The sequence below is a fragment of the Brachybacterium halotolerans genome, from assembly GCF_016623465.1.
Taxonomy (GTDB): Bacteria; Actinomycetota; Actinomycetes; order Actinomycetales; family Dermabacteraceae; genus Brachybacterium; species Brachybacterium halotolerans.
Window position 1 is genome coordinate 12093 of record NZ_JAEDAJ010000002.1, and the last position, 22975, is coordinate 35067.

General features: G+C 72.6%; 16 protein-coding genes. 5 read left to right on the forward strand and 11 right to left on the reverse strand.

Annotated features, from left to right (window positions below; translation table 11 throughout):
* Positions 1-98 precede the first annotated feature (98 nt).
* From acs to I8D64_RS04360, 7 genes are all read right to left on the reverse strand, one after another.
* Complete coding sequence (gene acs, locus I8D64_RS04330) at positions 99-2075, reverse strand: acetate--CoA ligase (protein WP_200501673.1); 1977 nt, start codon at positions 2073-2075, stop codon at positions 99-101.
* A 162-nt stretch (positions 2076-2237) separates the two neighbouring features.
* Positions 2238-3146 (reverse strand): hypothetical protein, encoded by a 909-nt coding sequence (locus tag I8D64_RS04335; RefSeq protein ID WP_200501298.1) that lies wholly within the window; start codon positions 3144-3146, stop codon positions 2238-2240.
* Positions 3124-3327: a ribbon-helix-helix domain-containing protein gene (locus tag I8D64_RS04340; protein ID WP_200501299.1), complete on the reverse strand. Its 204-nt coding sequence runs from the start codon at positions 3325-3327 to the stop codon at positions 3124-3126. Before I8D64_RS04340 ends, I8D64_RS04335 begins: the two co-directional genes overlap by 23 nt.
* Positions 3328-3393: 66 nt before the next feature.
* Positions 3394-4332, reverse strand: a complete 939-nt coding sequence (locus I8D64_RS04345; protein WP_200501300.1) for a hypothetical protein — start codon at positions 4330-4332, stop codon at positions 3394-3396.
* Complete coding sequence (locus I8D64_RS04350; RefSeq protein WP_200501301.1) at positions 4329-5351, reverse strand: hypothetical protein; 1023 nt, start codon at positions 5349-5351, stop codon at positions 4329-4331. The genes I8D64_RS04345 and I8D64_RS04350 overlap by 4 nt, the downstream gene beginning before the upstream one ends.
* A 173-nt stretch (positions 5352-5524) precedes the next feature.
* Complete coding sequence (locus I8D64_RS04355; RefSeq protein ID WP_200501302.1) at positions 5525-6919, reverse strand: L-serine ammonia-lyase; 1395 nt, start codon at positions 6917-6919, stop codon at positions 5525-5527.
* Positions 6916-8616: a DEAD/DEAH box helicase gene (locus I8D64_RS04360; protein WP_200501303.1), complete on the reverse strand. Its 1701-nt coding sequence runs from the start codon at positions 8614-8616 to the stop codon at positions 6916-6918. The genes I8D64_RS04355 and I8D64_RS04360 overlap by 4 nt, the downstream gene beginning before the upstream one ends.
* Before the next feature lie 301 nt (positions 8617-8917).
* Here I8D64_RS04360 and panD point away from each other — a divergent pair, with 301 nt between their 5' ends.
* The 3 genes from panD to leuS all read left to right on the forward strand — a co-directional run bounded on the left by panD (position 8918) and on the right by leuS (position 13404).
* Positions 8918-9325 carry an aspartate 1-decarboxylase gene (gene panD / locus I8D64_RS04365; RefSeq protein WP_200501304.1) on the forward strand — a complete coding sequence of 136 codons (408 nt, stop codon included), beginning with the start codon at positions 8918-8920 and terminating at the stop codon, positions 9323-9325.
* Positions 9326-9348: 23 nt separating this feature from the next.
* Entirely contained in the window at positions 9349-10275 is a 927-nt protein-coding gene (locus I8D64_RS04370; protein ID WP_200501305.1) for an AEC family transporter, read from the forward strand.
* A gap of 210 nt (positions 10276-10485) precedes the next feature.
* Positions 10486-13404 (forward strand): leucine--tRNA ligase, encoded by a 2919-nt coding sequence (leuS, locus tag I8D64_RS04375; protein WP_200501306.1) that lies wholly within the window; start codon positions 10486-10488, stop codon positions 13402-13404.
* Positions 13405-13496: 92 nt separating this feature from the next.
* On the opposite strand, the gene I8D64_RS04380 is transcribed toward leuS, so the two are convergent.
* Entirely contained in the window at positions 13497-14885 is a 1389-nt protein-coding gene (locus I8D64_RS04380; protein ID WP_200501307.1) for an MFS transporter, read from the reverse strand.
* A gap of 164 nt (positions 14886-15049) precedes the next feature.
* Here I8D64_RS04380 and I8D64_RS04385 point away from each other — a divergent pair, with 164 nt between their 5' ends.
* Positions 15050-16336: a WXG100 family type VII secretion target gene (locus I8D64_RS04385; RefSeq protein ID WP_200501308.1), complete on the forward strand. Its 1287-nt coding sequence runs from the start codon at positions 15050-15052 to the stop codon at positions 16334-16336.
* Positions 16337-16426: 90 nt separating this feature from the next.
* On the opposite strand, the gene clpB is transcribed toward I8D64_RS04385, so the two are convergent.
* Positions 16427-19174 carry an ATP-dependent chaperone ClpB gene (gene clpB / locus I8D64_RS04390; protein WP_200501309.1) on the reverse strand — a complete coding sequence of 916 codons (2748 nt, stop codon included), beginning with the start codon at positions 19172-19174 and terminating at the stop codon, positions 16427-16429.
* Between the two features lie 328 nt (positions 19175-19502).
* Here clpB and I8D64_RS04395 point away from each other — a divergent pair, with 328 nt between their 5' ends.
* Positions 19503-20999, forward strand: a complete 1497-nt coding sequence (locus tag I8D64_RS04395; protein WP_246482740.1) for a PrsW family intramembrane metalloprotease — start codon at positions 19503-19505, stop codon at positions 20997-20999.
* Here the strand turns inward: I8D64_RS04395 and I8D64_RS04400 are convergent.
* Both I8D64_RS04400 and I8D64_RS04405 read right to left on the reverse strand, forming a co-directional pair.
* Positions 20968-21432 carry a S4 domain-containing protein gene (locus I8D64_RS04400; RefSeq protein ID WP_200501675.1) on the reverse strand — a complete coding sequence of 155 codons (465 nt, stop codon included), beginning with the start codon at positions 21430-21432 and terminating at the stop codon, positions 20968-20970. The genes I8D64_RS04395 and I8D64_RS04400 overlap by 32 nt on opposite strands.
* Positions 21433-21449: 17 nt before the next feature.
* Entirely contained in the window at positions 21450-22943 is a 1494-nt protein-coding gene (locus I8D64_RS04405) for an amidase (RefSeq protein ID WP_246482741.1), read from the reverse strand.
* Positions 22944-22975: the final 32 nt, after the last annotated feature.

A 22975-nucleotide genomic window follows, 5' to 3' on the forward strand; every position in this document is an offset into this window, starting at 1 on the left:
CCCCCCCGGCCCCCCCCCCCGGGGGGGGGGGGGCCCCCCCGCCACGAGCGGGGTCCGGCGGCGGCGGACCGCGGTCCGGCGCCGTCAGGGACGGAGGCTCACTTCTTGTCCTCGAGGCCCTTCTGGATGAGGTCCATGACCGAGGAGTCGGCGAGGGTCTGGGTGTCGCCGATCGTGCGGTGCTCGGCGACGTCGCGCAGGAGGCGGCGCATGATCTTGCCGGAGCGGGTCTTGGGCAGCTCGGTCACCAGCAGCACCTTCTTGGGCTTGGCGATCGGACCGATCTCCGTGCCGACGTGGGCGCGGAGGATCTTCGCCGCCTCCTCCTCGCCGCCGGCGGCCTCGACATCGCCCTGCGTGCCCTCACGGAGGATCACGAAGGCGACCACGGCCTGACCGGTGGTCTCGTCGTCCGCGCCGACCACGGCGGCCTCGGCCACCCAGTCGTGGGAGACGAGCGCGGACTCGATCTCGGTGGTCGACAGGCGGTGGCCGGAGACGTTCATGACGTCGTCGACGCGGCCCAGGAGCCAGATGTCGCCGTCCGCGTCGCGCTTCGCGCCGTCGCCCGCGAAGTACTTCCCGGGGAAGCGCGACCAGTAGGTCTCCTTGAAGCGCTCCGGGTCGCCCCAGATGGTGCGGAGCATCGAGGGCCACGGCTCGGTGAGCACGAGGTAGCCCGTCTTCTCGTTCTCGATGGTCTCGCCGTCGTCGCCCACCACGTCGGCGCTGATGCCGGGCAGCGGCACCTGTGCGGAGCCGGGCTTGGCATCGGTGATGCCGGGCAGCGGGGAGATCATGATCGCGCCGGTCTCGGTCTGCCACCAGGTGTCGACGATCGGGCAGCGGTCCCCGCCGATCACGCGCCGGTACCAGAGCCAGGCCTCGGGGTTGATGGACTCGCCGACGCTGCCCAGAAGGCGCAGGGAGGAGAGGTCGAACTTCGCCGGGATGTCGTCGCCCCACTTCATGGCGGTGCGGATGGCGGTCGGCGAGGAGTAGAAGATGCTCACGCAGTACTTCTGGACGATCTCCCACCAGCGGCCCTGGTGGGGCGTGTCCGGGGTGCCCTCGTAGATGACCTGGGTGGTGCGGTTCGCCATGGGGCCGTACACGATGTACGTGTGGCCGGTGACCCAGCCGACGTCCGCCGTGCACCAGTACACGTCGGTGTCGGGCTTGAGGTCGAAGACGTCGCGGTGGGTGTAGCTCGCCTGCGTGAGGTAGCCGCCGGTGGTGTGGACGATGCCCTTGGGCTTCCCGGTGGTGCCCGAGGTGTAGAGGATGAACAGCGGGTGCTCGGCCTCGACCCAGACGGGCTCGTGATCGGGCGAGGCCTGCTCGCGCGCCTCGTGCCACCAGACGTCGCGGCCCTCGGTCCATGCCACGTCGGCCCCGGTGCGGCGCACGACGAGCACGTTCGTCACGGACTCCGCGCCGCCCGCGAGGGCCGCGTCCACCGCGTCCTTCAGCGGCAGTGCCTTGCCGCGGCGGAACTGGCCGTCGGCCGTGATGACGACCTTCGCCTCGGCGTCCTCGATGCGCGAGCGCAGGGCGTCGGAGCTGAAGCCGCCGAAGACCACGGAGTGCGGGGCGCCGATGCGGGCGCAGGCGAGCATCGCGAAGACGGCCTCGGGGATCATCGGCAGGTAGATCGCGACCCGGTCGCCGGTGGTGACGCCGAAGCCCTCGAGGACGTTCGCCATCCGGCTGATCTCGTCCTTGACCTGGGCGTACGTGAAGGCGGCATCGGAGCCGTCCTCGTACTCGGCGAGCAGTGCGACCTGCTCGCCGTGACCGGACTCCACGTGGCGGTCCACGCAGTTGTACGCGGCGTTGAGCTCGCCGTCGGCGAACCACTTCGCGAACGGCGGGTCGGACCAGTCGAGGGTCTCGGTGGGGGTCTTGTGCCAGCTCAGCGACGCGGCGCGGGACTTCCAGAAGCCCAGGCGATCGCGCGCGGCCTCCGGGTAGAGGGACGGCCGGGCATTCGCGTTCTGGACGAACGCCGAGCTCGGGGGGAAGGTGCGGTTCTCCGCGGGGTGGGTGCCGGTCGAAGTGGCGTCGTCGGACATCATCGCTCCTGCGTACGGGGTCCCGCGGCGCTGACCGCGGGGCGTTCGGTCTTCCGCCTCACCGTATCGCAGGAGACCCACGTCACGGGAATGCGCCCGCGCGTTCGGACACCGCGTGCGGACACCGGGATCGGCGCCCGCGGCGCGCGGGCGCCGAGCCGCTCACGGCAGCGGATGGATCTCGACCTCGATGCCGTCGGGGTCGGGCACGTGCACCGCGCGCACGGCGCCCTCGACGAGACGCGCGTCGTGCCCGGCGGAGCGCAGCCGCGCCGTGAGCGCCTCGAGGTCCTCCGAGGTCTCGAGACCCAGGCGCACCTGGAGCGTGGGCGGGAGGTCGGGCATCTCCGGGGAGGCGCGGCGCGTGCGCTCGCGTCCTGCCATAGGCGCGTGGAGGCCGATGATCCCCGCGCTCCCGGGCCCGTGGAGCTCGAGCCATCCGCTGCGCTCGGCGGAGGCGATCGCCTTCTCCCCGTCGACCCCGTCGGCCCCGTCGGCCCCGCCGGGTCCGCCGGCCGCTGCGGGGGCGAAGCCGAGCCGGCCGAGCCAGCGCGCGTCGCGCCCGAAGTCCTCGCTCGACAGCACCGCGCGCACGTGCAGGCGCGGATCCGGGGACGCGTCGTGCCCCTCGTAGCCGTAGAGGTCCACCTGGTCCTCGTTCAGCGAGACTCCCTCGCCGTCGGGCCCGGTGATCATGCCCTGCCTGCCATAGCTCTCGTCCCAGACCGTGACCTCGATGCCCTCGCGCTCGAGGGCCTCTGCGGCGCGATCGGCCGACGGCGTCGCCATGCACAGGTCCGTGGTGCCCGCCCGGGCACCCGTGGCGCTGGTGGAGGCGGCGTGCACCATGACGGCTCCCGCACCCGCGCGCAGCTCGCCGAAGCCGTCGTCGCCCGCGGTGATGCGGCGGGCCATGCCGAGCTCCACGAGGAAGGCGATCATCGCGCGCGGATCGGCCGTGAAGCGCAGGGGGAAGACGGTGAGCTCGGGCGCGCCGACGGCCGGCGCGGCGGGCGCCGCGTCCGTCCCGGCGGCGGATGCGGCGTTCTCAGGAGTGGTCTCGGGCGTCATCGTCGACGCTCCTTCCGAGGTGCGCGCGCAGCGCCGACTCGACGAGCGCGCTGAGGGAGGACGACTCGTCGATCGCGCGATGCTTCACGGCGACCACGAGGTCCTTGGGCAGGTAGACGTTGAACTGCACCTTGCGGTCGCCGCCGCCGGTGCCGTCCGTCGTGGGTGAGCTTCCGGACATGCGAGCATGCTAGCACTCTCGCATGCTGTCCGGCAGAGGGTCCCTGCGCCCCGTCGCCGCGCGCCCTCACTCCCACTCGAGGACGCAGGTCGCGGCGGCCACCTCGGCCATCACGCTCTGCAGCAGCGCGCCGCGCGGCAGGGAGCCCGCTTGCACCTCGTCGACGCGCCGCCCGGCGCGTCCCACGGTCGCGACGGTCCGCCGCACCGACCAGGCGCGCTCTCCCGGTGCACTCAGCTCCCCCGGCCCCTCGCGCCGAGGCAGGTGCACTTCGGTGACGGCGAGATCCGCGGGGCGCATGTGCCAGCTGACGAACCGTCCGCGCTCCATCGCCCCGGGAAGGGGGAAGGCCAGCTCGAGCACCGCCGCCTCGCCCTCGTCGAGGGGGCGCGGCAGCACGACCTCGACGAGGGTCGCGCCTCCGGGGAGCGCCACGCGCCTCCCCAGGTCGGCGCCGACCACCCGTGCGTCCGACGAATCCAGCGGGTCCGGCGGCGCCTCGAGCACCGCGAGGAGCCGGTCCGCCCCACCACGCTGGGCCGTGAGGACGACGTCGTAGTGCAGGATCGCCTCGCCGCCGGGAGCATCGAGATCCAGCGCCGTGCGCACGTACTCGCGACGCAGGCCGTCGTCCCAGCGCAGGCCCCACGCGCGACGGGCGTCCTCCGCCTCCTTCCCGCGCGGGAGCAGGCGGGCCGCCTCCGCCGCACTCCGGTAGCGCCAGGTCTCGGCGTCGATGTCCACGAGGTCCACGAGCTCGCCGTCCTCGAGGTCGAGACACTGCTCGAGAGCCTGCACGACTCCCAGGGACGAGCGGCGGCGGGGCCGGGAGCGCCCGCTCGCCCAGTACGAGAGGGTCGCGGGCGACGTCGGCGCGCCGGTGCGCGCGAGCATGCCGGCGAGCTCGGCGAAGCCGATGCCGCGCGAGATCATGGTCTCCCGCAGCCGCATCGCGAAGGCGCTGCCGGCGCCGAGCCCGCGGCGCCTGGGCACCGTGGCGGTCATGCAGCCCCCCAGGTCCACCCCAGACGCACGGAGCCCTCGTCGATCCCGTGGGCGACCACGGCCGCGATGCCGTCCCTGCCCACGTCGACCGCGTGCTCGGCGCTCGAGCGCGCGGTGGCTTCGCGCGAGCGCACGATCGACGCCGCGGAGGCGGGGAGCGCCCCGACGGGGAAGCGGCACTCGAGCACGATCGTCGAGACGGGGAACTCGGTGTGCACGATGTAACCGCCCTCGAGGTCGCCCGAGGGCGCCGGGCGCTCGAGGGGCCGGACCGTGTAGTCGAGAGCGCCGATCCTGCCGGGAGCGATCGGAACGTCCAGCAGGAGCTCGGTGAACAGCAGCCCGCGCTCGGGCCACGAGCGCTGGCGCCCCACGCGGCTGCCGTGCCCGGGCACCAGCTCGAGGGGGACGCCCTCGGTGCCGTGGGAGGCGACCCCGAGACGGGAGACGGTCTCGCGGGTCGAGCGCAGCACGCGGCGGATCCGCACCCCGATCGGACGGTGCTGCGGATCGATGTCGACGCGGTGATGGACGAGCAGCCGCTGCACGGTGTCCCCCTCGTCGAGGCCCATCTCCGCACGCACCCGCTGGACCGGGTCCTCCGTCTCCGTCCGGGCGCTCCAGTGATGGGCGGGGAGGCTGCGCACGAGGGTGTCCAGGAGGTACCCCCGCGGGGTGCGCAGCACGTTCTCGAGCTCTGCCACGGCGCGCATGGCCTCGTTGCGCCGCGGGCGGCTGCGACCGTGGCGCCACAGCGAGAGGGTCGACGGCGAGAGGGCGATCCCCGCTCCGCGCAGCCGCTCGCACACGCGCTCGAGAGCGAGACCCCGCGTGTTGATCGCCGCGTCCAGTCGCGCTCCGAAGGTGTCCTCGGGCAGAGCTCCGGGCGGGTCCGGGGTGAGGGCCGACGGCGGGGTCGCCGGGGAGCGCAGCAGCGAGGCCGCACGGGAGGTCGGCGTCGGCCGCGGAGCCGGGTTCTCCGCCCTGCTCCGCTCGCCCCCGTCCCCGCTGGATCCCATCCGCTCCCCCTTGCGATCGGGGCGCTCCCGCACGGGGCGCCCGACTCCGCCTCACCCTACCCACGCAGGCGAATAAGGAGGAATCGGACATCCCGGCGCGCGCGACGAGGACGTCGAGATGCGACGCGACTCACGCGGGAGCGGTCCTCGTCCGAGGGCCCCTCAGCACTCCCTCAGCACTCGGGCAGGGACACGGGCACCGCCGTCACGGCGAGCCCGCCCATGGCGGTCTCCTTGTAGCGCTCGGACATGTCCTTGCCGGTCTGGCGCATGGTCTCGATGACGGTGTCGAGGGAGACGAAGTGCTCTCCGGTGCCGCGCAGCGCGAAACGGGCGGCGGTGATCGCCTTCACGGCGGCCATCGCATTGCGCTCGATGCAGGGCACCTGGACCAGTCCGCCCACGGGATCGCAGGTCAGGCCCAGGTTGTGCTCCATCGCGATCTCGGCGGCGTTCTCGACCTGGCGGGGCTTCGCCCCCATCACCTCGGCCAGGCCCGCGGCGGCCATGGAGCACGCGGAGCCGACCTCGCCCTGGCAGCCCACCTCGGCGCCGGAGATCGAGGCGTGCTCCTTGTAGAGCGAGCCGATGGCCCCGGCGGTGAGCAGGAAGCGCACGGCGACGTCGTCGGGGTCGGCGTCGCGCAGATAGTGCGTCGCGTAGTAGAGGACGGCCGGGATGATGCCGGCGGCGCCGTTGGTGGGGGCGGTCACCACGCGCCCGCCGGCGGCGTTCTCCTCGTTCACGGCGAGCGCCGCGAGCGAGACCCATTCCAGGGCGGATTCGGCGCCGTGACCGGGATCCTCGGCGCTGAGGGAGTCGTACCAGGGGGCCGCGCGGCGCTGGACGTCCAGCCCGCCGGGGAGCACACCGGGGGTGCGCACGCCGCGCTCGATGCAGTCGCTCATGACGCCCCAGATGCGCAGGGCGCCCTCGCGGATCTCGTCCTCGCCGCGCCACTGCAGCTCGCGCCGCATCATCGCGGCCGACACGGAGATCCCGCGCTCCTCGCACACGCACATGAGCTCGGCGCCGGTGGTGAAGATCGCCTGCCCCGCCTCCTCGGAGGCGACCTCGGCGATCGACTGGTCCATGTCCGCGGCATCGACGACGAAGCCGCCGCCCACGGAGAACATGGGCCGGCTCGCGATCACCTCGCCGGAGGCGTCGTACGCCTCGAAGGTCATGCCGTTGGAGTGCTGGGGAAGGAAGGTCAGGGGGTGCAGCACGATCGAGGAAGGCCGCAGGGCGACGGGAAGACGGCCGGCCAGCAGGAGCCCTCCCCCTTCCTCGATCCGCGCGACCCGCTCGCGACCCGCGACGGGATCGACGGTCTCCGGGTCGGCGCCCTCGAGCCCCATCACGATCGCGTCGAGCGTCCCGTGGCCCTGGCCGGTCGCGGCGAGCGAGCCGTACAGGTGCACGCCGACGTCCGCGATGCGCGGACCGGTCTCACGGTCCTCGAGCACCTCCCGGGCGAAGAGGCTCGCGGCCCGCATGGGACCCACGGTGTGGGAGCTCGACGGTCCGATCCCGATGCTGAACAGGTCGAACAGGCTGATGCTCATCGTCCGCCCCTGCGCGGGCCCGCTCCCCCGCCGCCACGGCGACCGCCGCGGCCGCCCTGGGAGCCTCCGTGACCGCTCTGGCCGCCGCGGCCGCCCTGCGAGCCGCGACCGGACCGCCCGGAGGCGGGATCGCCGCCGGAGCGGGAGCCGCCCTGTGCACCGCCCGATCGTGCACCCCCCGTGCGGCCCTGGCCGGTGCGGCCGCTCGTGCGGCCTCCGCTGCGCTGGCCGGTCGAGCGTCCTGCGCCGGAGCGTCCGCCGGCCCCCCGTCCACCGGGGCCGCGCCCGCCGGAGCCGGCCGCTCCCCGTCGGCCGCCTCGACCGGCCGAGGGCCCGCCCTCAGCGGCTGCCTCCTCGTCCCAGGCGGCGCGGAGCTCCTCGTTCGTGCGGCGCTCCTCGGCGCGCGCGGCGTTCGCGCCCTCCCCGTTCGCCACGCCGCCGGAGAGGCGGAGCTTGCGGGGGGCGCCCTTGTGCTTGATCTTCGCCGGGTCGGGGGCCGGTTCGCCCGAGGGCGTGCGGCCGCCCAGGTCGATGAGGGCCTGGGCGTCGGCGCTGCGGGCCTCCTCCCATGCGGGCTCGACCTCGGCCGCCTCGAGCACGGCGCGGGTGCCGCGGGTCTGGTGCGGCAGGGCGAGGGTGACGACGCTGCCGGCGGCGCCCGCTCGCGCCGTGCGCCCGGAGCGGTGCACGTACTCCTTGGCGTCGGTCGCGGGATCGGCGTGCACGACCATGCTCACGTCGTCGATATGCAGCCCGCGGGCCGCGACGTCGGTCGCCACCAGCACGGGGAAGTCGCCCTCGCGGAAGCCGGCGAGGACGTTGGTGCGCAGCCCCTGCTGCTTGTTGCCGTGGAGTGCCGCCGCCTGCACGCCGACCTCGACGAGCTCGGCCGCGACGCGCTCGGCGCCCAGCTGGGTGCGCGTGAACACGAGGGTGCGCCCGGGGCGCGCGGCGAGCTGCGCGATGACCTCGCGCTTGGCCTTGGGGGAGATCGCGAGCACGTGGTGGGACATGGTCTTCACCGCGGCGGCCACGGGGGTGGTCTCGTGCTCGACGGGGTCGACGAGGAAGCTGTCGACGAGGGTCTCGACCTGTCCGTCGAGGGTCGCGGAGAACAGCATCTTCTGGGTGCCCATCGGGGTCGCGGCGAGGATCTCCCCGACCTGGTCGAGGAAGCCGAGGTCGGCCATGTGATCGGCCTCGTCCACGACGGTCGTCTCGATGCGGTCGAGGAAGAGGGCGTCGCGGGCGGCGAGGTCGATCAGACGGCCGGGGGTGGCGACGACGATCTCCGCGCCCCGGCGCAGGGCCTCGGCCTGCTTCTCGATGTTCATCCCGCCGGCGACGAGCTGCGCGCGGATGCCCACCGCCCGCGCGAACGGGTGGAAGGTGTCCACGACCTGCACGGCGAGCTCGCGGGTGGGCACCAGCACGAGGCCAAGCGGGCGACGGCGGTGGACCTTGCGCCCTCGAAAGCGGGCGCACATCGAGAGCGCGAAGGCGAGCGTCTTGCCGGAGCCGGTCTCGGCGCGGGCCATCACGTCGCGGCCCGCGAGGGCGTCGGGGAGGATCGCCTCCTGGATCTCGAAGGCGCGGGTCAGGCCCTGCTCGGCGAGCACGGCGAGCAGCTCCTCGCTGAGCGCCATGTCCTCGAAGCGGGACGTGCTGTGGGCGCTGCGGCGGCGTGCCTTGGGCATCGGGGGTCCTCCTGGGTCGGGGCGCCCCTCGGGGCCGATCGGTGTCCCGATCCGGCCGTGCATCGGGCCTGCGATCGGATCGTCGATCGGGCGGAGCGCCCGTCCATCATCGCTCACCGCGCGCTCGCGCGAGGCCGTGCGGGGCATGCGGGTGCGCAATGCCTCCCGTCGACCGGACAGGGCCGCCCGCCGTCGGCCCGACGACGCCCGGGATCCGGGGCCGACGCGGCGCTCGTCACAGGCCGCCTCACGGGGTGGTCGCGCCTCGCCGGTCCGGTGTGCCCGTGGGACAATGGCACCGATGATGCGCACACTCATGACCTCGAAGATCCACCGCGCGACCGTGACCCAGGCCGATCTGCACTACGTCGGCTCGGTGACGATCGACGCGGCGCTCATGGACGCCGCCGGGATCCTCGAGAACGAGCAGGTCTCGATCGTGGACGTCACCAACGGCGCCCGGCTCGAGACCTACGCGATCACGGGCGAGCGCGACAGCGGGGTCATCGGCATCAACGGGGCTGCCGCGCACCTGGTGGTCCCCGGCGACCTCGTCATCCTCATCGCCTACGGCCTGTTCGATGCGCAGGAGGCCGCCGATCACCACCCCCGCGTGGTGCACGTGGACGGCGCGAACCGCGTGGTGAAGGTGGGCGACGACCCCGCCGAGCCGGTGCCCGGCATGCCCGACCAGCGCACCGGCCGCTGAGCCGCGCACGGGTGCGCTGAGCCGTGACAGGGGTCCTCTCCGGGTTCTTCATCGTCTGGTGCCTGATCGCGATCGGCTGGATCGTCGGGCGCACGGGCGTGCTCGGCGAGCAGGGGCGCTTCGTCCTGAACCGCACCACGTTCTTCCTGGCCTCCCCGTGCCTCGTCCTCACCTCCCTGCTCGAGTCGGACCTGGGGCAGGTGCTGTCCACGCCCATGCTCATCGCCGGGGTCTCCGGACTCGTCTCGGGCGGGCTGCTCCTGCTGATCGTGCGCCTGCTGACGAAGCGCCGCGGAGCGGAGCTGGTGGTCACCGCGATCAGCGGCTCCGTGGTCAACGGCGCGAACATGGGCTTCCCGATCGCCGCCTACGTGCTGGGCGACACCTCGCACGCGCTGCCCGTGATCCTCTTCCAGCAGGCGATCTACACGCCGCTGTACCTGTTCGTGCTGCACGCCGTGACGACGAAGATGCGCCCCTCCCCCGCGGGCGTGCTGCGCAACATCGCCTCGAACCCGACGATCGTGGCCGCCGCGGTCGGGATCGTGCTCGTCGTGTGCGGGGTGAAGCTGCCGGAGGTGATCCTGCAGCCCTTCGGCTCGATCGCGGACATGGCGATCCCCGCCATGCTGCTGGCCTACGGGATCTCGCTGATGGGCTCGGCGCCGCTCGCCAAGGACGACGGCTACCGCGGGCTGATCGCGATCGCGACCGTTTTCAAGCTCGCCGTGATGCCGGTGATCGCGCTCGGCCTGGGCCTCCTGCTCGGGCTCGGCGGGCACGATCTCTTCGCGGTGGTGGTGATGGCCGCGCTGCCCACGGCGCAGAACGTGTTCGTCGCCGCCTCCCAGTACAAGGCGGCGGAGAACCTCGCCCGGGACACGGTGCTGCTGACGACGGTCGGCACCGTGATCACCCTGCTGATCGTCTCCGGCGTGATGAGCGCGTGACCGGGTCCTCCGTGACCCCGACGACGGGTCGCGATAGGATCGCCCCGTGGCTCGTTCGCTCCTGCTTCCGTAGCCGCGTCGGACATGCGTCCGCCCCAGCCCTCGGCCCCGGGGATCGGACACCGACGCGGCTCCCCTCGCCTGTGCGGGGGTTTTTTGTGCCGGAGCGGGCACGAGCCCCAGGACCACCACCGAGAAGGACAGACATCCATGAGCGAGGCACCCTTCCGCTACACGGCCGAGATGGCCCGGAGCATCGAGGAGCGCTGGCAGAAGCGCTGGGACGAGGACGGCACCTACGACGCCGTGAACCCCGTGGGGCCGCTCGCGGACGGCACGGCCCCTGCGGACCTGCCCGAGAAGATGTACATCATGGACATGTTCCCCTACCCCTCCGGGGTGGGGCTGCACGTGGGCCATCCGCTCGGCTACATCGCGACCGACGTGATCGCCCGGTACCAGCGCACGCTGGGCAGGAACGTGCTGTACACGATGGGCTACGACGCCTTCGGCCTGCCCGCCGAGCAGTACGCCGTGCAGACCGGCACGCACCCGCGCACCACCACCGAGGCGAACATCGCCAACATGCGCCGCCAGCTGCACCGCCTGGGTCTGAGCCACGATCCGCGACGCTCCTTCGCGACCACGGACCCGGAGTTCGTGAAGTGGACGCAGTGGATCTTCCTGCAGGTCTTCGACTCCTGGTACGACCCGTCGGCCGCGAACGCGGACGGTGTGCGCGGGCGCGCCCGCCCGATCGCCGAGCTGGTCGAGGAGCTGCGCGCGGGGACCGTCGACCCCTTCGCACTGGCCGAGCGCCAGGGCATCGCCCTGCCCGAGGACTGGGCGGGACGCAGCACCGCGGACCTGGCCGACGCGTCCGAGATGGAGATCCGCGACCTCGCGGAATCCTTCCGTCTGGCCTTCATCTCCGAGACGCCCGTGAACTGGTGCCCGGGTCTGGGCACCGTCCTGGCGAACGAGGAGGTCACCTCCGAGGGGCGCTCCGAGCGCGGCAACTTCCCCGTCTTCAGGCGCACCCTGCGCCAGTGGAACATGCGCATCACGACCTTCGCCGACCGCCTGCTCGAGGACCTGGACCGCGTCCAGTGGCCCGAGGCCGTGCGCTCCATGCAGCGCAACTGGATCGGCCGCTCCCACGGCGCCCAGATCGCCTTCGGCATCGCGGGCCGCGACGGTGACGGCGCGGGATTCGAGGTCTTCACGACCCGGGCCGACACGCTGTTCGGCGCGACCTTCTGCGTGCTGGCCCCCGAGCACTCCCTGCTGAGCGACGTCGACTCCCTGCCGGAGGCATGGCCCGAGGGCACGAAGGACGCCTGGACGGGCGGCGCCGCGAGCCCGCGCGAGGCCGTGCGCGCCTACCAGCAGCGCGCGGCCGCGGCGGGCGAGGAGGATCGCACCGCCGAGGACCGGGAGAAGACCGGCGTGTTCACCGGCCTGTTCGCCGTGAACCCCATGGACGGCCGCCGCCTGCCCGTGTTCACCGCGGACTACGTGCTCACCGGCTACGGCACCGGCGCGATCATGGCCGTCCCCGCGGAGGACGAGCGCGACTTCGCCTTCGCCGACCGCTTCGAGCTGCCGATCATCCGCACCGTCCAGCCGCCCGCCGACTTCGAGGGCGGCGCCTGGACCGGCGAGGGCGCGAAGATCAACTCGCGGAACGACGAGCTGGACCTGGACGGTCTGGACAAGGACGAGGCCAAGCGCCTGGCCACCGAGTACGCGACCGCGAAGGGCTTCGGGCGCGCCCGCACCACCTACCGTCTGCGGGACTGGCTGTTCTCCCGTCAGCGCTACTGGGGCGAGCCCTTCCCGATCGTCTACGACCTCGCCGACCCGGAGACGCCGATCGCGCTGCCCGAGAGCATGCTGCCCGTCGAGCTGCCCGAGGTCACGGACTTCTCCCCGAAGACCTTCGACCCGATGGACGCCGAGACCGAGCCGCAGACCCCGCTCTCGCGCGCGACCGAGTGGACGCACGTGACGCTGGACCTGGGCGAGGGCCCCAAGGAGTACCTGCGCGAGACGAACACGATGCCGCAGTGGGCGGGCTCGTCCTGGTACCAGCTGCGCTACATCGACCCCTCGGACGGCGCCCACGCGGTCGAGCCCGACAACGAGCGCTACTGGATGGGCCCGCGCCGCGAGGGCGACGTGGGCGGCGTCGACCTCTACGTCGGCGGCGTCGAGCACGCCGTGCTGCACCTGCTGTACGCGCGGTTCTGGCACAAGGTGCTGTTCGACCGCGGCGTCGTCTCCAGCCAGGAGCCCTTCCACCGCCTCATCAACCAGGGGTACATCCAGGCCTTCGCGTACACCGATGCGCGCGGCATGTACGTCCCGGCCGACGAGGTCGTCGAGGAGTCCGACGGGACCTTCACCCACCGGGGCGAGAAGGTCACGCAGGAGTACGGCAAGATGGGCAAGAGCCTGAAGAACGCCGTCACCCCGGACGACATGTACGACGAGTACGGGGCGGACACCTTCCGCGTGTACGAGATGTCGATGGGCCCGCTCGAGGACTCCCGTCCCTGGGAGACCCGCGCCGTCGTGGGCTCGCAGCGGTTCCTGCAGCGGCTGTGGCGCCTGATCATCGACGAGGAGAGCGGCGAGCTGCGCGTGAGCGAGGATCCGGCCGACCTGCCCACGAAGCAGGCGGTCCACCGGACGATCGACGGCGTCTCCCGCGACATGGAGACCTTCGGGTTCAACACGGCCATCGCGAAGCTCATCGAGCTGGTCAATCAGCTGACGAAGTCCGGGGGCTCCCCGCGCGAGGCCGTCGAGCCGCTGGTGATCATGCTCGCGCCCTTCGCCCCGCACCTGGCGGAGGAGCTGTGGACGCGCCTGGGGCACGAGGGCACGGTGACGCGCGAGCGCTTCCCCGCGGCCGATCCGGAGCTGGTGAAGGCCGAGGCCGTCACCTGCGTGGTCCAGATCAAGGGCAAGGTCCGCCACCGCCTCGAGGTCGATCCCGAGATCGGCGAGGACGCCCTGCAGGAGGCCGTCCTCGCCGAGGCCCGGGTCCAGGAGCTGATCGGCGACGCCGAGATCCGCAAGATCATCGTGCGCGCGCCGAAGCTCGTGAACATCGTCGTCTGATCACGGAGGGCCGACGGGGCGAGATCCCCGTCGGCCCCCGCATCTGCGCCGGGGCCCGGCGTCGTCAGCGGGGCGTCGTCAGCGGGGCGCCGTCACCGGGGCGCCGTCGCGACGCCCGCGGCGCCCTCGACGGAGGCGGAGCCGACCTCGCGCAGGTCCTTGCCCCTGGTCTCGGGCAGGCACAGGACGATGGTGAGGGTGGAGATCACGAGCAGCGCGATCGCGTAGATCCCGAAGGCGATCTGGCCGCCGGTGCCCGAGCCCGCGTGGGTCGAGACGAAGGTGTTCACGTACGGCGCGGTGCCGCCGAACACGGCGATCGCGATCGCGTAGGGGATGCCGAAGCCGCTCGTGCGCTCGGCGGTCGAGAACATCTCCGCGTACATCGCAGGGGCGTGGGAGAGGAAGCCGGCCAGGAGCGCGAGCTGCACGCAGATCGCGAGGGTCAGCTGCCAGAACTCGCCCTGGATCAGCAGCACCAGCGGGATGTAGGCGATCGCGGAGCCCAGCAGGGCGATCACCGCGCAGGTCTTCCTGCCCACCCGGTCCGAGGCGATGCCCCACAGCGGCAGGGCGATGATCAGCACGACGTTGCCGATCATCGAGGCCTCGAAGGCCTCGGAATCGGAGTAGCCGAGGTTCTGCTGGGCGAGCGAGGCCATCGACACCGACCACACGTAGTAGCAGACCGTGAGGCCCGCGGTCATGCCGATGACGATGAGCCCGGTGCGCCAGTTGCGCGCGAGCGCGAGCCAGACGTTGGCCCTGGAGCCGCTGGCCTCCTGCTGGGCCCTGTTCTCCTCGAACACCTCGGACTCGTCCATGGAGCTGCGGATCCAGAGGGCGACGAGCCCCAGGACGGCGCCGCCCGCGAACGGGATCCTCCAGCCCCACGCGCTCATCTGCGCCTCCGTGAGCACGCCGGAGAGGACCAGGCCGACGACGAGCCCCGCGAGCAGCCCCAGCGTGCCCGTGACGTAGATCGAGCTGGCCCAGAAGCCCCGCCGGTTCCGCGGTGCGTGCTCGGCCAGGTAGGTCTGGGCGCTGGGCAGCTCGCCGCCGTGGGCGAGGCCCTGCACGAGGCGCGCCACGAGCAGCAGGGCGGAGGAGGCGACGCCGATCTGGCCGTAGGTGGGCAGCAGCGCGATGAGCAGAGATCCCGCCGAGGCGCAGAGCACGGCGATGGTCAGGCCGTGCTTGCGGCCGATGCGGTCGCCGATCCAGCCGAAGACGACGCCGCCGAAGGGGCGTGCGACGAAGCCGACGGCGAAGATCGCCATGGTCGCCAGGAAGTCCGAGGCCTTGTCGTCACCGTTGAACGCCTGGGCGGAGAAGTACACCGCGAAGCTCGCGTAGATGTTCCAGTCGTACCACTCGAGGGCGTTGCCGATCCCCGTGCCGAGCAGGGTCTTCAGCGTGGACTGTGCGGGCTGCGCGGGCCGGGCGCCGGCGCCTGCCGGTGTCGTGGGGTGCGTGGTCATGCCGCCCAGGGAAGCACGGGCGACGGGCGGAGCGCGAAGGTTTCTGCCCTTCGGACCCGTGGACACGGCGCTCCGCGAGCCTCACGAGTCCTCCCCACCGCGAGTTGTCCACAACGGCGCCGCTCCCCCGGCGGGCGCAGCCTCATCTGCGTAGCGTCCGCGGCATGAGTGGATTCCTGGGATGCGACACGGTGCAGATGCAGCAGCTCGCCCGGCGGTTCGAGAGCGCCGCCACGGGCCTGGAGGCACGGGCGGGCGTGCTCGATGCCGCCGGTGGCCTGCGGTGGGAGGGGCCCGACGCGGAGGCCTTCCGCGCCGCCGCCACGGGCGCAGGACGCCAGCTCCGCGCGCGCTGCGCGACGCTGCACGGTCTCGCCGATGATCTGCGCTCCCAGGCCGATGAGCAGGAGCGGGTGAGCGGCGCCGAAGGAGCGGACGGCGCCCAGATCGACTCGGGCGGGGCGCTGATCGGTCCGGGCTCTGGGGTCGACGGCCTCGATCTCGGCGCGATGGCGCGCAACGATCTCTTCGACCTGTTCGAGGACGCGACCGGGCTCGACGAGGACGGCGTGCACGATCTCGTCGAGCCGCACCCGCTGGGATACAGGGATCCGGAGGGCATGAGCCGCTGGGTGGACGAGACCTCCTCCGAGCTCGCGAAGAAGCTCTTCGCGCTCGCCCAGCGTCCGGTCCCCGGCTGGCTGTCTCCGGGGAAGCCCTTCGCCCATCCGATCGACCCCGGTCTCGCGGAGGCGGTGCGCGAGCGCGCGGCGGCGCTCGACGCACCGGTGCGGCCCCACGATCCGTCCTCCGACCTCGATCCGGGCCATGAGCAGCAGGGATCCGAGCTGCGGCACTCGCTGCTCGCGCGCGTGCCCTATGCCGGTGAGGCCCAGGCCGCGCTGGATGCCCGGGAGCACGTCGAGTCCATGCGCGGGCGGATGGAGTCGTTCGCGACCGAGCACGGCCTCGGCGAGGAGACGGCTCCGCTGTTCGCCGCCATGCGGCTCTCCCACGCGCCCGACGAGGCGCTGTTCGGCGAGAAGTCCGCCGTCGGCTCGATGCTGTCGGGCACCGATCAGCTGCTCGGCGGCGCCCTGCAGACCAAGGACGAGGTGGGCGGCGCCCTGGGCGACGGGGATCTCCCCGGCGCCGCGCGCGCCATGGAGACCGGGGCCTACCGCGAGCTGGGGATCGCCGCGCACACCGCGACCACCACGCCGATCACGTCCTTCGGACCGATGATCTCGACGCAGCTGAAGGCGGAGGCCGACATCCTCGATTCCCCGATCTTCCGGGGCACGGGCATCGACGGCGACGAGATGCGCGCGCACCAGCGGGAGGTCGACGGATTCGTGGAGGACTTCGAGCGCCGCAGGACCAACCTCACCGACACCGAGCCGCTGCTGGAGATGCGCCGGAGGGTCGCCCCCATGCCCTGGGACGAGTGAGGAACGACGCCGGATGCCGCAGGGCCCCATCCGCCGCGATGGCGGATGGGGCCCTGCGGGCCGGGGTCTCACCGCGCGGAGGGCGGGACCTCAGCGCTGCGCCCCGTCGTCCTCGCTGCCGAGGTCGACGTCCGAGAGGTCGACCGGGGCCGCGGTGTCCTGCGGGGCGGAGGTGTCCTCGAGGATCGCGTCCTCCGCCTCGCGGGCATCGGCGTCCGACTCCCGCAGGTCGCCGTCCTCGGCGGAGCCGACCACGTGCAGCTCGAGACCCGACCCGTCGGTCGCGACGCCCGCGGAGACGTGGTCCCCGTCGTGCACCGTGCCGCGCAGGATCATGCGCGCCAGGGCGTCGCCGATCTCCTTCTGCACGAGCCTCTTGAGCGGGCGCGCCCCGTAGAGCGGGTCGAAGCCCTCGTCGGCGAGCCACTGGGTCGCGGCGTCGTCGACGTCGAGGGTGATCCGGCGCTCGGCGAGCCGCGCGGAGACCGAGGCCACCTGCAGGCGCACGATCCGGGCGAGCTGCCCGCGGTCGAGGGCGTCGAACATGATGACATCGTCCAGGCGGTTCAGGAACTCGGGCTTGAAGCTCGCCCGCACCACGTTCATGACGTTGTCGCGACGCTCCTTCTCGCTGAGCGCCTGGTCCTGCAGGAAGTGCGCCCCCAGGTTCGACGTGAGGATCAGGATCGTGTTGCGGAAGTCCACCGTGCGGCCCTGGCCGTCGGTCAGGCGGCCGTCGTCGAGGACCTGCAGCAGGATGTCGAAGACGTCCGGGTGGGCCTTCTCGATCTCGTCCAGCAGCACGACCGTGTACGGGCGGCGGCGGACCGCCTCCGTGAGCTGGCCGCCCTCCTCGTAGCCGACGTATCCCGGAGGGGCGCCGACCAGGCGAGAGACGCTGTGCTTCTCCCCGTACTCCGACATGTCGATGCGGGTCATCGCACGCTCGTCGTCGAACAGGAACTGCGCGAGCGACTTCGCCAGCTCGGTCTTGCCCACGCCCGTCGGCCCCAGGAACAGGAACGATCCGGTGGGACGGTTCGGGTCGGCGATGCCCGCACGGGCACGCCGCACGGCGTCGGAGACCTCGGTGACGGCCTGGCGCTGCCCGATGAGGCGCTCACCGATGATGTCCTCCATGTCCAGGAGCTTCTGCGTCTCGGACTGCAGCATGCGCCCGGCGGGGATGCCGGTCCAGTTGGAGACCACCTCGGCGATGTCGTCGGGACCCACGCGATCGGAGACCAGCGGGCGGGACTCCTCGGCCTCGCTCGAGGCCTCGACCTCCTCGGCGTCCACGAGCTGGCTCTTGAGCGCGGGGATGTCGCCGTACAGGATCTTCGAGGCGGCGGTGAGGTCGCCCTCGCGCTGGGCGCGATCGGCCTGCATGCGCAGCTGCTCGAGCTGCGCCTTGAGGTCGCCGACCTTGTTCAGCCCGGCCTTCTCGCGCTCCCAGCGCACCGAGAGCTCGTCCATCTTCTCCGTGCGGTCGGCCAGCTGGCCGCGCACCGATTCGAGCTGCGCCTGGCTGCCGGGATCGTCGCTGCCCTGCAGGGCCAGCTCCTCCATCTTCAGACGGTCCACCTGGCGGCGCAGGATGTCGAGCTCCACCGGCGAGGAGTCGAGCTCCATGCGCTGGCGCGACGCGGCCTCGTCGACCAGATCGATCGCCTTGTCCGGCAGCTGCCGGCCCGAGATGTACCGGTCCGAGAGCGTGGCGGCGGCGACCAGCGCGGCATCGGTGATCGAGACCTTGTGATGGGCCTCGTACTTGTCCTTGAGCCCGCGCAGGATCGTGATGGTGTCCTCGACGCTGGGCTCGCCGACGAAGACCTGCTGGAAGCGGCGCTCGAGGGCCGGGTCCTTCTCGATGTTCTCGCGGTACTCGTCCAGCGTGGTCGCGCCCACCATGCGCAGCTCGCCGCGGGCGAGCATGGGCTTGAGCATGTTGCCCGCGTCCATCGAGCCGTCACCGCCGCCGCCGGCGCCGACGACCGTGTGCAGCTCGTCGATGAACGTGATGATCTGGCCGTTGGACGTGCGGATCTCGTCGAGGACGGCCTTCATCCGCTCCTCGAACTCGCCGCGGTACTTCGAGCCGGCCACCATCGAGGACAGGTCGAGGGAGATCAGGGTCTTGTCCCGCAGGGACGCCGGGACGTCGCCCGCGACGATGCGCTGGGCGAGGCCCTCGACGACGGCGGTCTTGCCGACACCGGGCTCGCCGATCAGCACGGGGTTGTTCTTGGTGCGGCGGCTGAGCACCTGCACCACGCGGCGGATCTCGGCGTCGCGGCCGATCACGGGGTCGAGCTTGCCCTCGCGGGCCTGCTCGGTGAGGTCGAGGCCGAACTTCTCCAGGCTCTCGAAGGTCGATTCAGGGTTCTCCGTATCCATAGGGTTCTCTCCGATCAGTGCAGGAAGGGCATCGCGCAGCGTGCGGGGCGTCGCGCCGAAATCGGCGAGCAGCCGTGCGGCGTCGTCCTTGCCGAGCGCGATGCCGATCAGGAGGTGCTCGGTGGACAGATGGGTGCGGTCGGCCTCGTCGGCCTCGCGGCGCGCCGCCTCGAGGGCGTCGTAGCCGCTGCCGACGAAGGTCGGATGGGTGTCGCTGCCGCTCACGCGCGGCAGGGCGTCGATCGCCCGGGTCGAGCGCTCGACGATGCGGTCGGGGTCCGCCCCGACCTTCTCGAGCAGGGCGCGCGCGATGCCGTCCTTCTGCTGGGCGAGCGCCCACAGCAGGTGGATCGCGAGGACCTGGGGGTTGCCGAGCTCCGCCGCCCGTTCGGCGGCCTGGGCCACGGCTTCCTGGGAACGGGTGGTGAAGTGGAACTCCACAGTCGCTGCCTCCGGTTCGTGGATGGTCGATTCCGGGCCGCTGCGCGGGCCGTGACCGCACGCGCACCCTCGACGAGGCGCACGGCGGGGCACGGTCCGTCGCGACCCGTCACACGTTGCAACGTCAGGGAAGTTGAGTCTATTCCGCTCAACCCCGGCCTTCCCGTGGCCTGCATCACGATACTCGCGGAGAGCGACGGGACCGAGGCCGTCGTCCACATTCGTCGGCCCTCCCCGGACGCGGGATCACCCTCCCGGTAGCATCGGCACTCCGGCGCCTCCTCGGCTCCCGCCCGCCGTTCCCGTTCCCGTTCCCCACGAGGACCCCATGACGCATCCGCCGTCCGCACCTCAGCCCCCGCAGCAGCCTCCGCAGCGGCGCCCGCTCCAGCCTCCGCCCCGGGAGCAGCAGCAGGCGCCCGGTCGACAGCAGGCGCCCGGGCAGCAGCCGTTCACGGGCCATGGCTCCGCTCCGCAGGGCGGACCGGACCCGCAGGGCCAGGGCCAGAGCCAGAGCCAGGGCCGGCGACAGCCGGGCGGCCAGTACGTCCATTACGAGCTGCCGCGCCTGTACGACACCTCGAGCCGTCCCGCCGGACCGCTGACCCGTGCGCGCTTCGCTCCCGCACCGGTGCAGCGCCCGCAGCAGGCGCAGCCGGATTCGGCGTGGGCGTCGCAGACCCGCCGCATCCAGGAGGTCCAGCAGCAGCCGAAGGCGGGCATGCCGTTGCCGATCGTGCTGGGCTGGATCCTCGCGGTGCTCCTGGGTCTCGGGCTGCTCGTGCTCCTCACCGTGCTGTTCCTGCTGTACGTGCTGGAGGGATCGAGCCCCGGCGCCTGGGTGCTCGAGGCCGTCCTGGCCTCGTTCTCCCTCGTCGTCATCATCGGGGTGATCGTGCTCGCGGACCGCTGGGATCCGCAGCCGATCCCCCTGCTGATCAGCGCCGTGCTGTGGGGCGCAGCAGCCGCCGCGGGCACAGCGTACGTGGTCAACTCGGTCGTCTCGATCCTCGCCTACCAGGTGACCGGCGACGAGGGCGCCGCTTCGTTCGTGGGGGCCGTGATCAGCGCGCCCTTCACCGAGGAGAGCGCGAAGGGCCTCGGCCTGGTGGTGCTGTTCCTGGTGGGACGGCGCTACTTCAACGGCCCGCTCGACGGCCTCGTCTACGGGGCCCTCATCGGCGGCGGATTCGCGTTCACCGAGAACATCACGTACTACGGGACCGCCTGGGACCATGGCGCGGCCTCGGGCGTCGCGGTCTCGGTGGTGATCCGCGGGATCATCGGCATCTTCGGCCACGCCATCTACACCTCTCTGACCGGCGTGATCATGGGCCTCGTCGCACGCAAGTGGGGCACCCTGCCGGGCGCCCTCGTCTTCTTCGTGGCGACGTGGCCGGGCATGTTCCTGCACTGCATGTGGAACCTGTCCTCGTTCCTCTTCCCCGGGCCCGAGGGCCTGATCATCATGCTGCTGCTCGAATTCGCGCTCTCGGCCCTGTGGCTCGGTCTGATCGTCGTGCTGGTCTGGGACGAGTCGCGCCTGACGCGCGTGCGTCTGGGCGAGTACGCGAACCTCGGCTGGCTCACGCACGAGGAGGTCACCATGCTGGGCACCTGGAAGGGACGGAGGGAGGGCCGCTCCTGGGCGCGCACGATGGGCGCCCTGCCCGTCATGAAGCGCTTCATCCGGGAGTCCGCGGAGCTGGCCTCCACCCGTCAGCGACTGCTGGCCGACGGGGCGAGCCCGAAGGCCACGGCGAACGAGAGGGAGCTGCTGGACCGTCTCACGGTCAATCGTCGCGAGCTGCTCTCCCGGGCCTGAGGTCGTCCGAGGAGTCGCCGAAGGCGTCGAGGGGATTCATCCCGCGACCGCGCAGGCGGTCCATCTCCCGTCGGTCCTTCTTGGTGGGCCGGCCGGCACCGCGGTCGCGGCGGGGCGGCGCTGCGAGCAGCTGCGGCGCGGGCTCCGGCGAATGGTCCTCGTAGGCCTCGCGGGCGACGGGTGCGCCGACGCGCTTCTCGAGCAGGCGGGTGACCACGACGATCCGCTCGCGTCCGGGACGGCGCACCCGCAGCTCGTCCCCCACGGAGATCCGCTGCGAGGCCTTCACGAGGTCGCCGTCGCGGCGCACGTGCCCGCCGCGGCAGGCCGACGTGGCGGCCGAGCGCGTCGGGAACAGGCGCGCGCTCCACAGCCACACGTCCGCTCGCACGGCCGTCGGCCCCGTCGGGCCCGGCGCCCCCGACGCCCCGATCGGCCCCTGCCCGCCGCTCACGGGAAATCGACCTCGCGCACGAGCGGCCAGGGATCGGCCTGCTCCAGCTGGGCTGAGAGCGCGAGCAGCAGCTCCTCGTCGCCGCCGCGCACGGCGCCCAGCTGCACGCCGAAGGGGAGCTCGACCCCGTCGATCTCCTCCCTGTGCAGGGGCACCGACATCGCCGCGCGACCGGTCATGTTCCAGGTGCTCGTCCAGGGGGTGAAGGCGCACTGGGCGTCGAAATCCGCCTCGGGATCCTCCAGCTGGAGGTCGCCCGGGAATGCGGGGGGCGCGGCGAGGGACGGGGTGATCACGACGTCGAGGCCGTCGAAGGCCTCCCCCACCTCGCGGGCCAGCATCTGCATCCCCGCGAGGGCGCCGGTGACGGCGCGGCCGTCGTACTCGCGCCCGCGCTCGCGCAGCCAGCGGGTGAGCGGCAGGAGCAGGGTCTCGGCCTCGGGCGGGAGGTCCATGGCGGCGGCGCCGACGGTCCACAGGGGCATGAACGTGCGCCAGCGCGTGGTGTCGAAGGGCGCGGGCACCGTCGTGACCTCGTGACCGAGCGCGCGCAGCAGGGAGCTCGTGCGCTCGACGGCGCGCAGCGCGGCCGGGTGCACGTCGGTCGCGATCGCGAGGGGCTCGGTGAGCACGCCGATGCGCAGGCCGCTCGCGCTGCCGTCGGTGCCGGGCAGCCCGCCGGAGGCCTGCTCGAGCGGTGCGAGACAGCCATTGCGAGGGGCACGTCGGCCCCAGGCGTCGCCGGGGCGCACATGGGCGATCAGGTCGACCCCGAGGGCCGCGTCGCGCACGGTGCGGGCGAGGATCCCGTCGGTCACCAGGCCCGGCCCCTCGGCGCCGTGCGGCCCCGGGGAGACCAGCCCTCGCGAGGGCTTGATGCCGACGATGCCGCAGCACGCGGCGGGGATGCGTATGGAGCCGCCGCCGTCGGACCCCTGGGCGATCGGCACGATGCCGCTCGCGACGGCCGCGGCCGCTCCCCCGCTCGAGCCGCCGGCGGTGCGGCGCGTGTCCCAGGGCGTGCGGGCGGGCTCCGTGGTGGCCGGCTCGGTGTAGCAGGGCAGGCCGAACTCGGGGGTGGTCGTCTTCCCGATGGTCACGGTGCCCGCGTCGAGGATGTCCTGGGCGACGCCGTCGGTGACGTCCGCACGCGTGCCGGCCAGGACCGCGCTGCCCGCCTCGAAGGGCTCGCCCTGGATCCGGGTGAGGTCCTTGATGGGCAGCGGCACACCGAGCAGGGGGCGCGTGCGCGCGAGCGCATCGCGCTCGGAGTCGCTGCGCGCGGAGGCGAGCTCCTGGGCGGCCGCCTCGGCCTGGGTGCGGCTGCGATCCTCGAGCAGATGCGCGAAGGCGCCGACACGGGGGCCGACGGAGCGTGCCTGTGCGAGGACCCTCTCGGTGTGCTCGCGGACGTCGACCTCTCCGTCGCGCAGCGCGCGGGCGAGGGCGAGGGTGTCGAGGCGGAGGGGATCCGCCGCGGGCATGGTCATCGGAGGTCCTCCTGCATCGCGGGATGCCAGGA

Coding starts and splice junctions, on each gene's coding strand:
- acs (WP_200501673.1), bottom strand. CDS start 2,075: ATGTCCGACGACGCCACTTCGACCGGCACCCACCCCGCGGAGAACCGC.
- I8D64_RS04335 (WP_200501298.1), bottom strand. CDS start 3,146: ATGACGCCCGAGACCACTCCTGAGAACGCCGCATCCGCCGCCGGGACG.
- I8D64_RS04340 (WP_200501299.1), bottom strand. CDS start 3,327: ATGTCCGGAAGCTCACCCACGACGGACGGCACCGGCGGCGGCGACCGC.
- I8D64_RS04345 (WP_200501300.1), bottom strand. CDS start 4,332: ATGACCGCCACGGTGCCCAGGCGCCGCGGGCTCGGCGCCGGCAGCGCC.
- I8D64_RS04350 (WP_200501301.1), bottom strand. CDS start 5,351: ATGGGATCCAGCGGGGACGGGGGCGAGCGGAGCAGGGCGGAGAACCCG.
- I8D64_RS04355 (WP_200501302.1), bottom strand. CDS start 6,919: ATGAGCATCAGCCTGTTCGACCTGTTCAGCATCGGGATCGGACCGTCG.
- I8D64_RS04360 (WP_200501303.1), bottom strand. CDS start 8,616: ATGCCCAAGGCACGCCGCCGCAGCGCCCACAGCACGTCCCGCTTCGAG.
- panD (WP_200501304.1), top strand. CDS start 8,918: ATGATGCGCACACTCATGACCTCGAAGATCCACCGCGCGACCGTGACC.
- leuS (WP_200501306.1), top strand. CDS start 10,486: ATGAGCGAGGCACCCTTCCGCTACACGGCCGAGATGGCCCGGAGCATC.
- I8D64_RS04380 (WP_200501307.1), bottom strand. CDS start 14,885: ATGACCACGCACCCCACGACACCGGCAGGCGCCGGCGCCCGGCCCGCG.
- I8D64_RS04385 (WP_200501308.1), top strand. CDS start 15,050: ATGAGTGGATTCCTGGGATGCGACACGGTGCAGATGCAGCAGCTCGCC.
- I8D64_RS04395 (WP_246482740.1), top strand. CDS start 19,503: ATGACGCATCCGCCGTCCGCACCTCAGCCCCCGCAGCAGCCTCCGCAG.
- I8D64_RS04405 (WP_246482741.1), bottom strand. CDS start 22,943: ATGACCATGCCCGCGGCGGATCCCCTCCGCCTCGACACCCTCGCCCTC.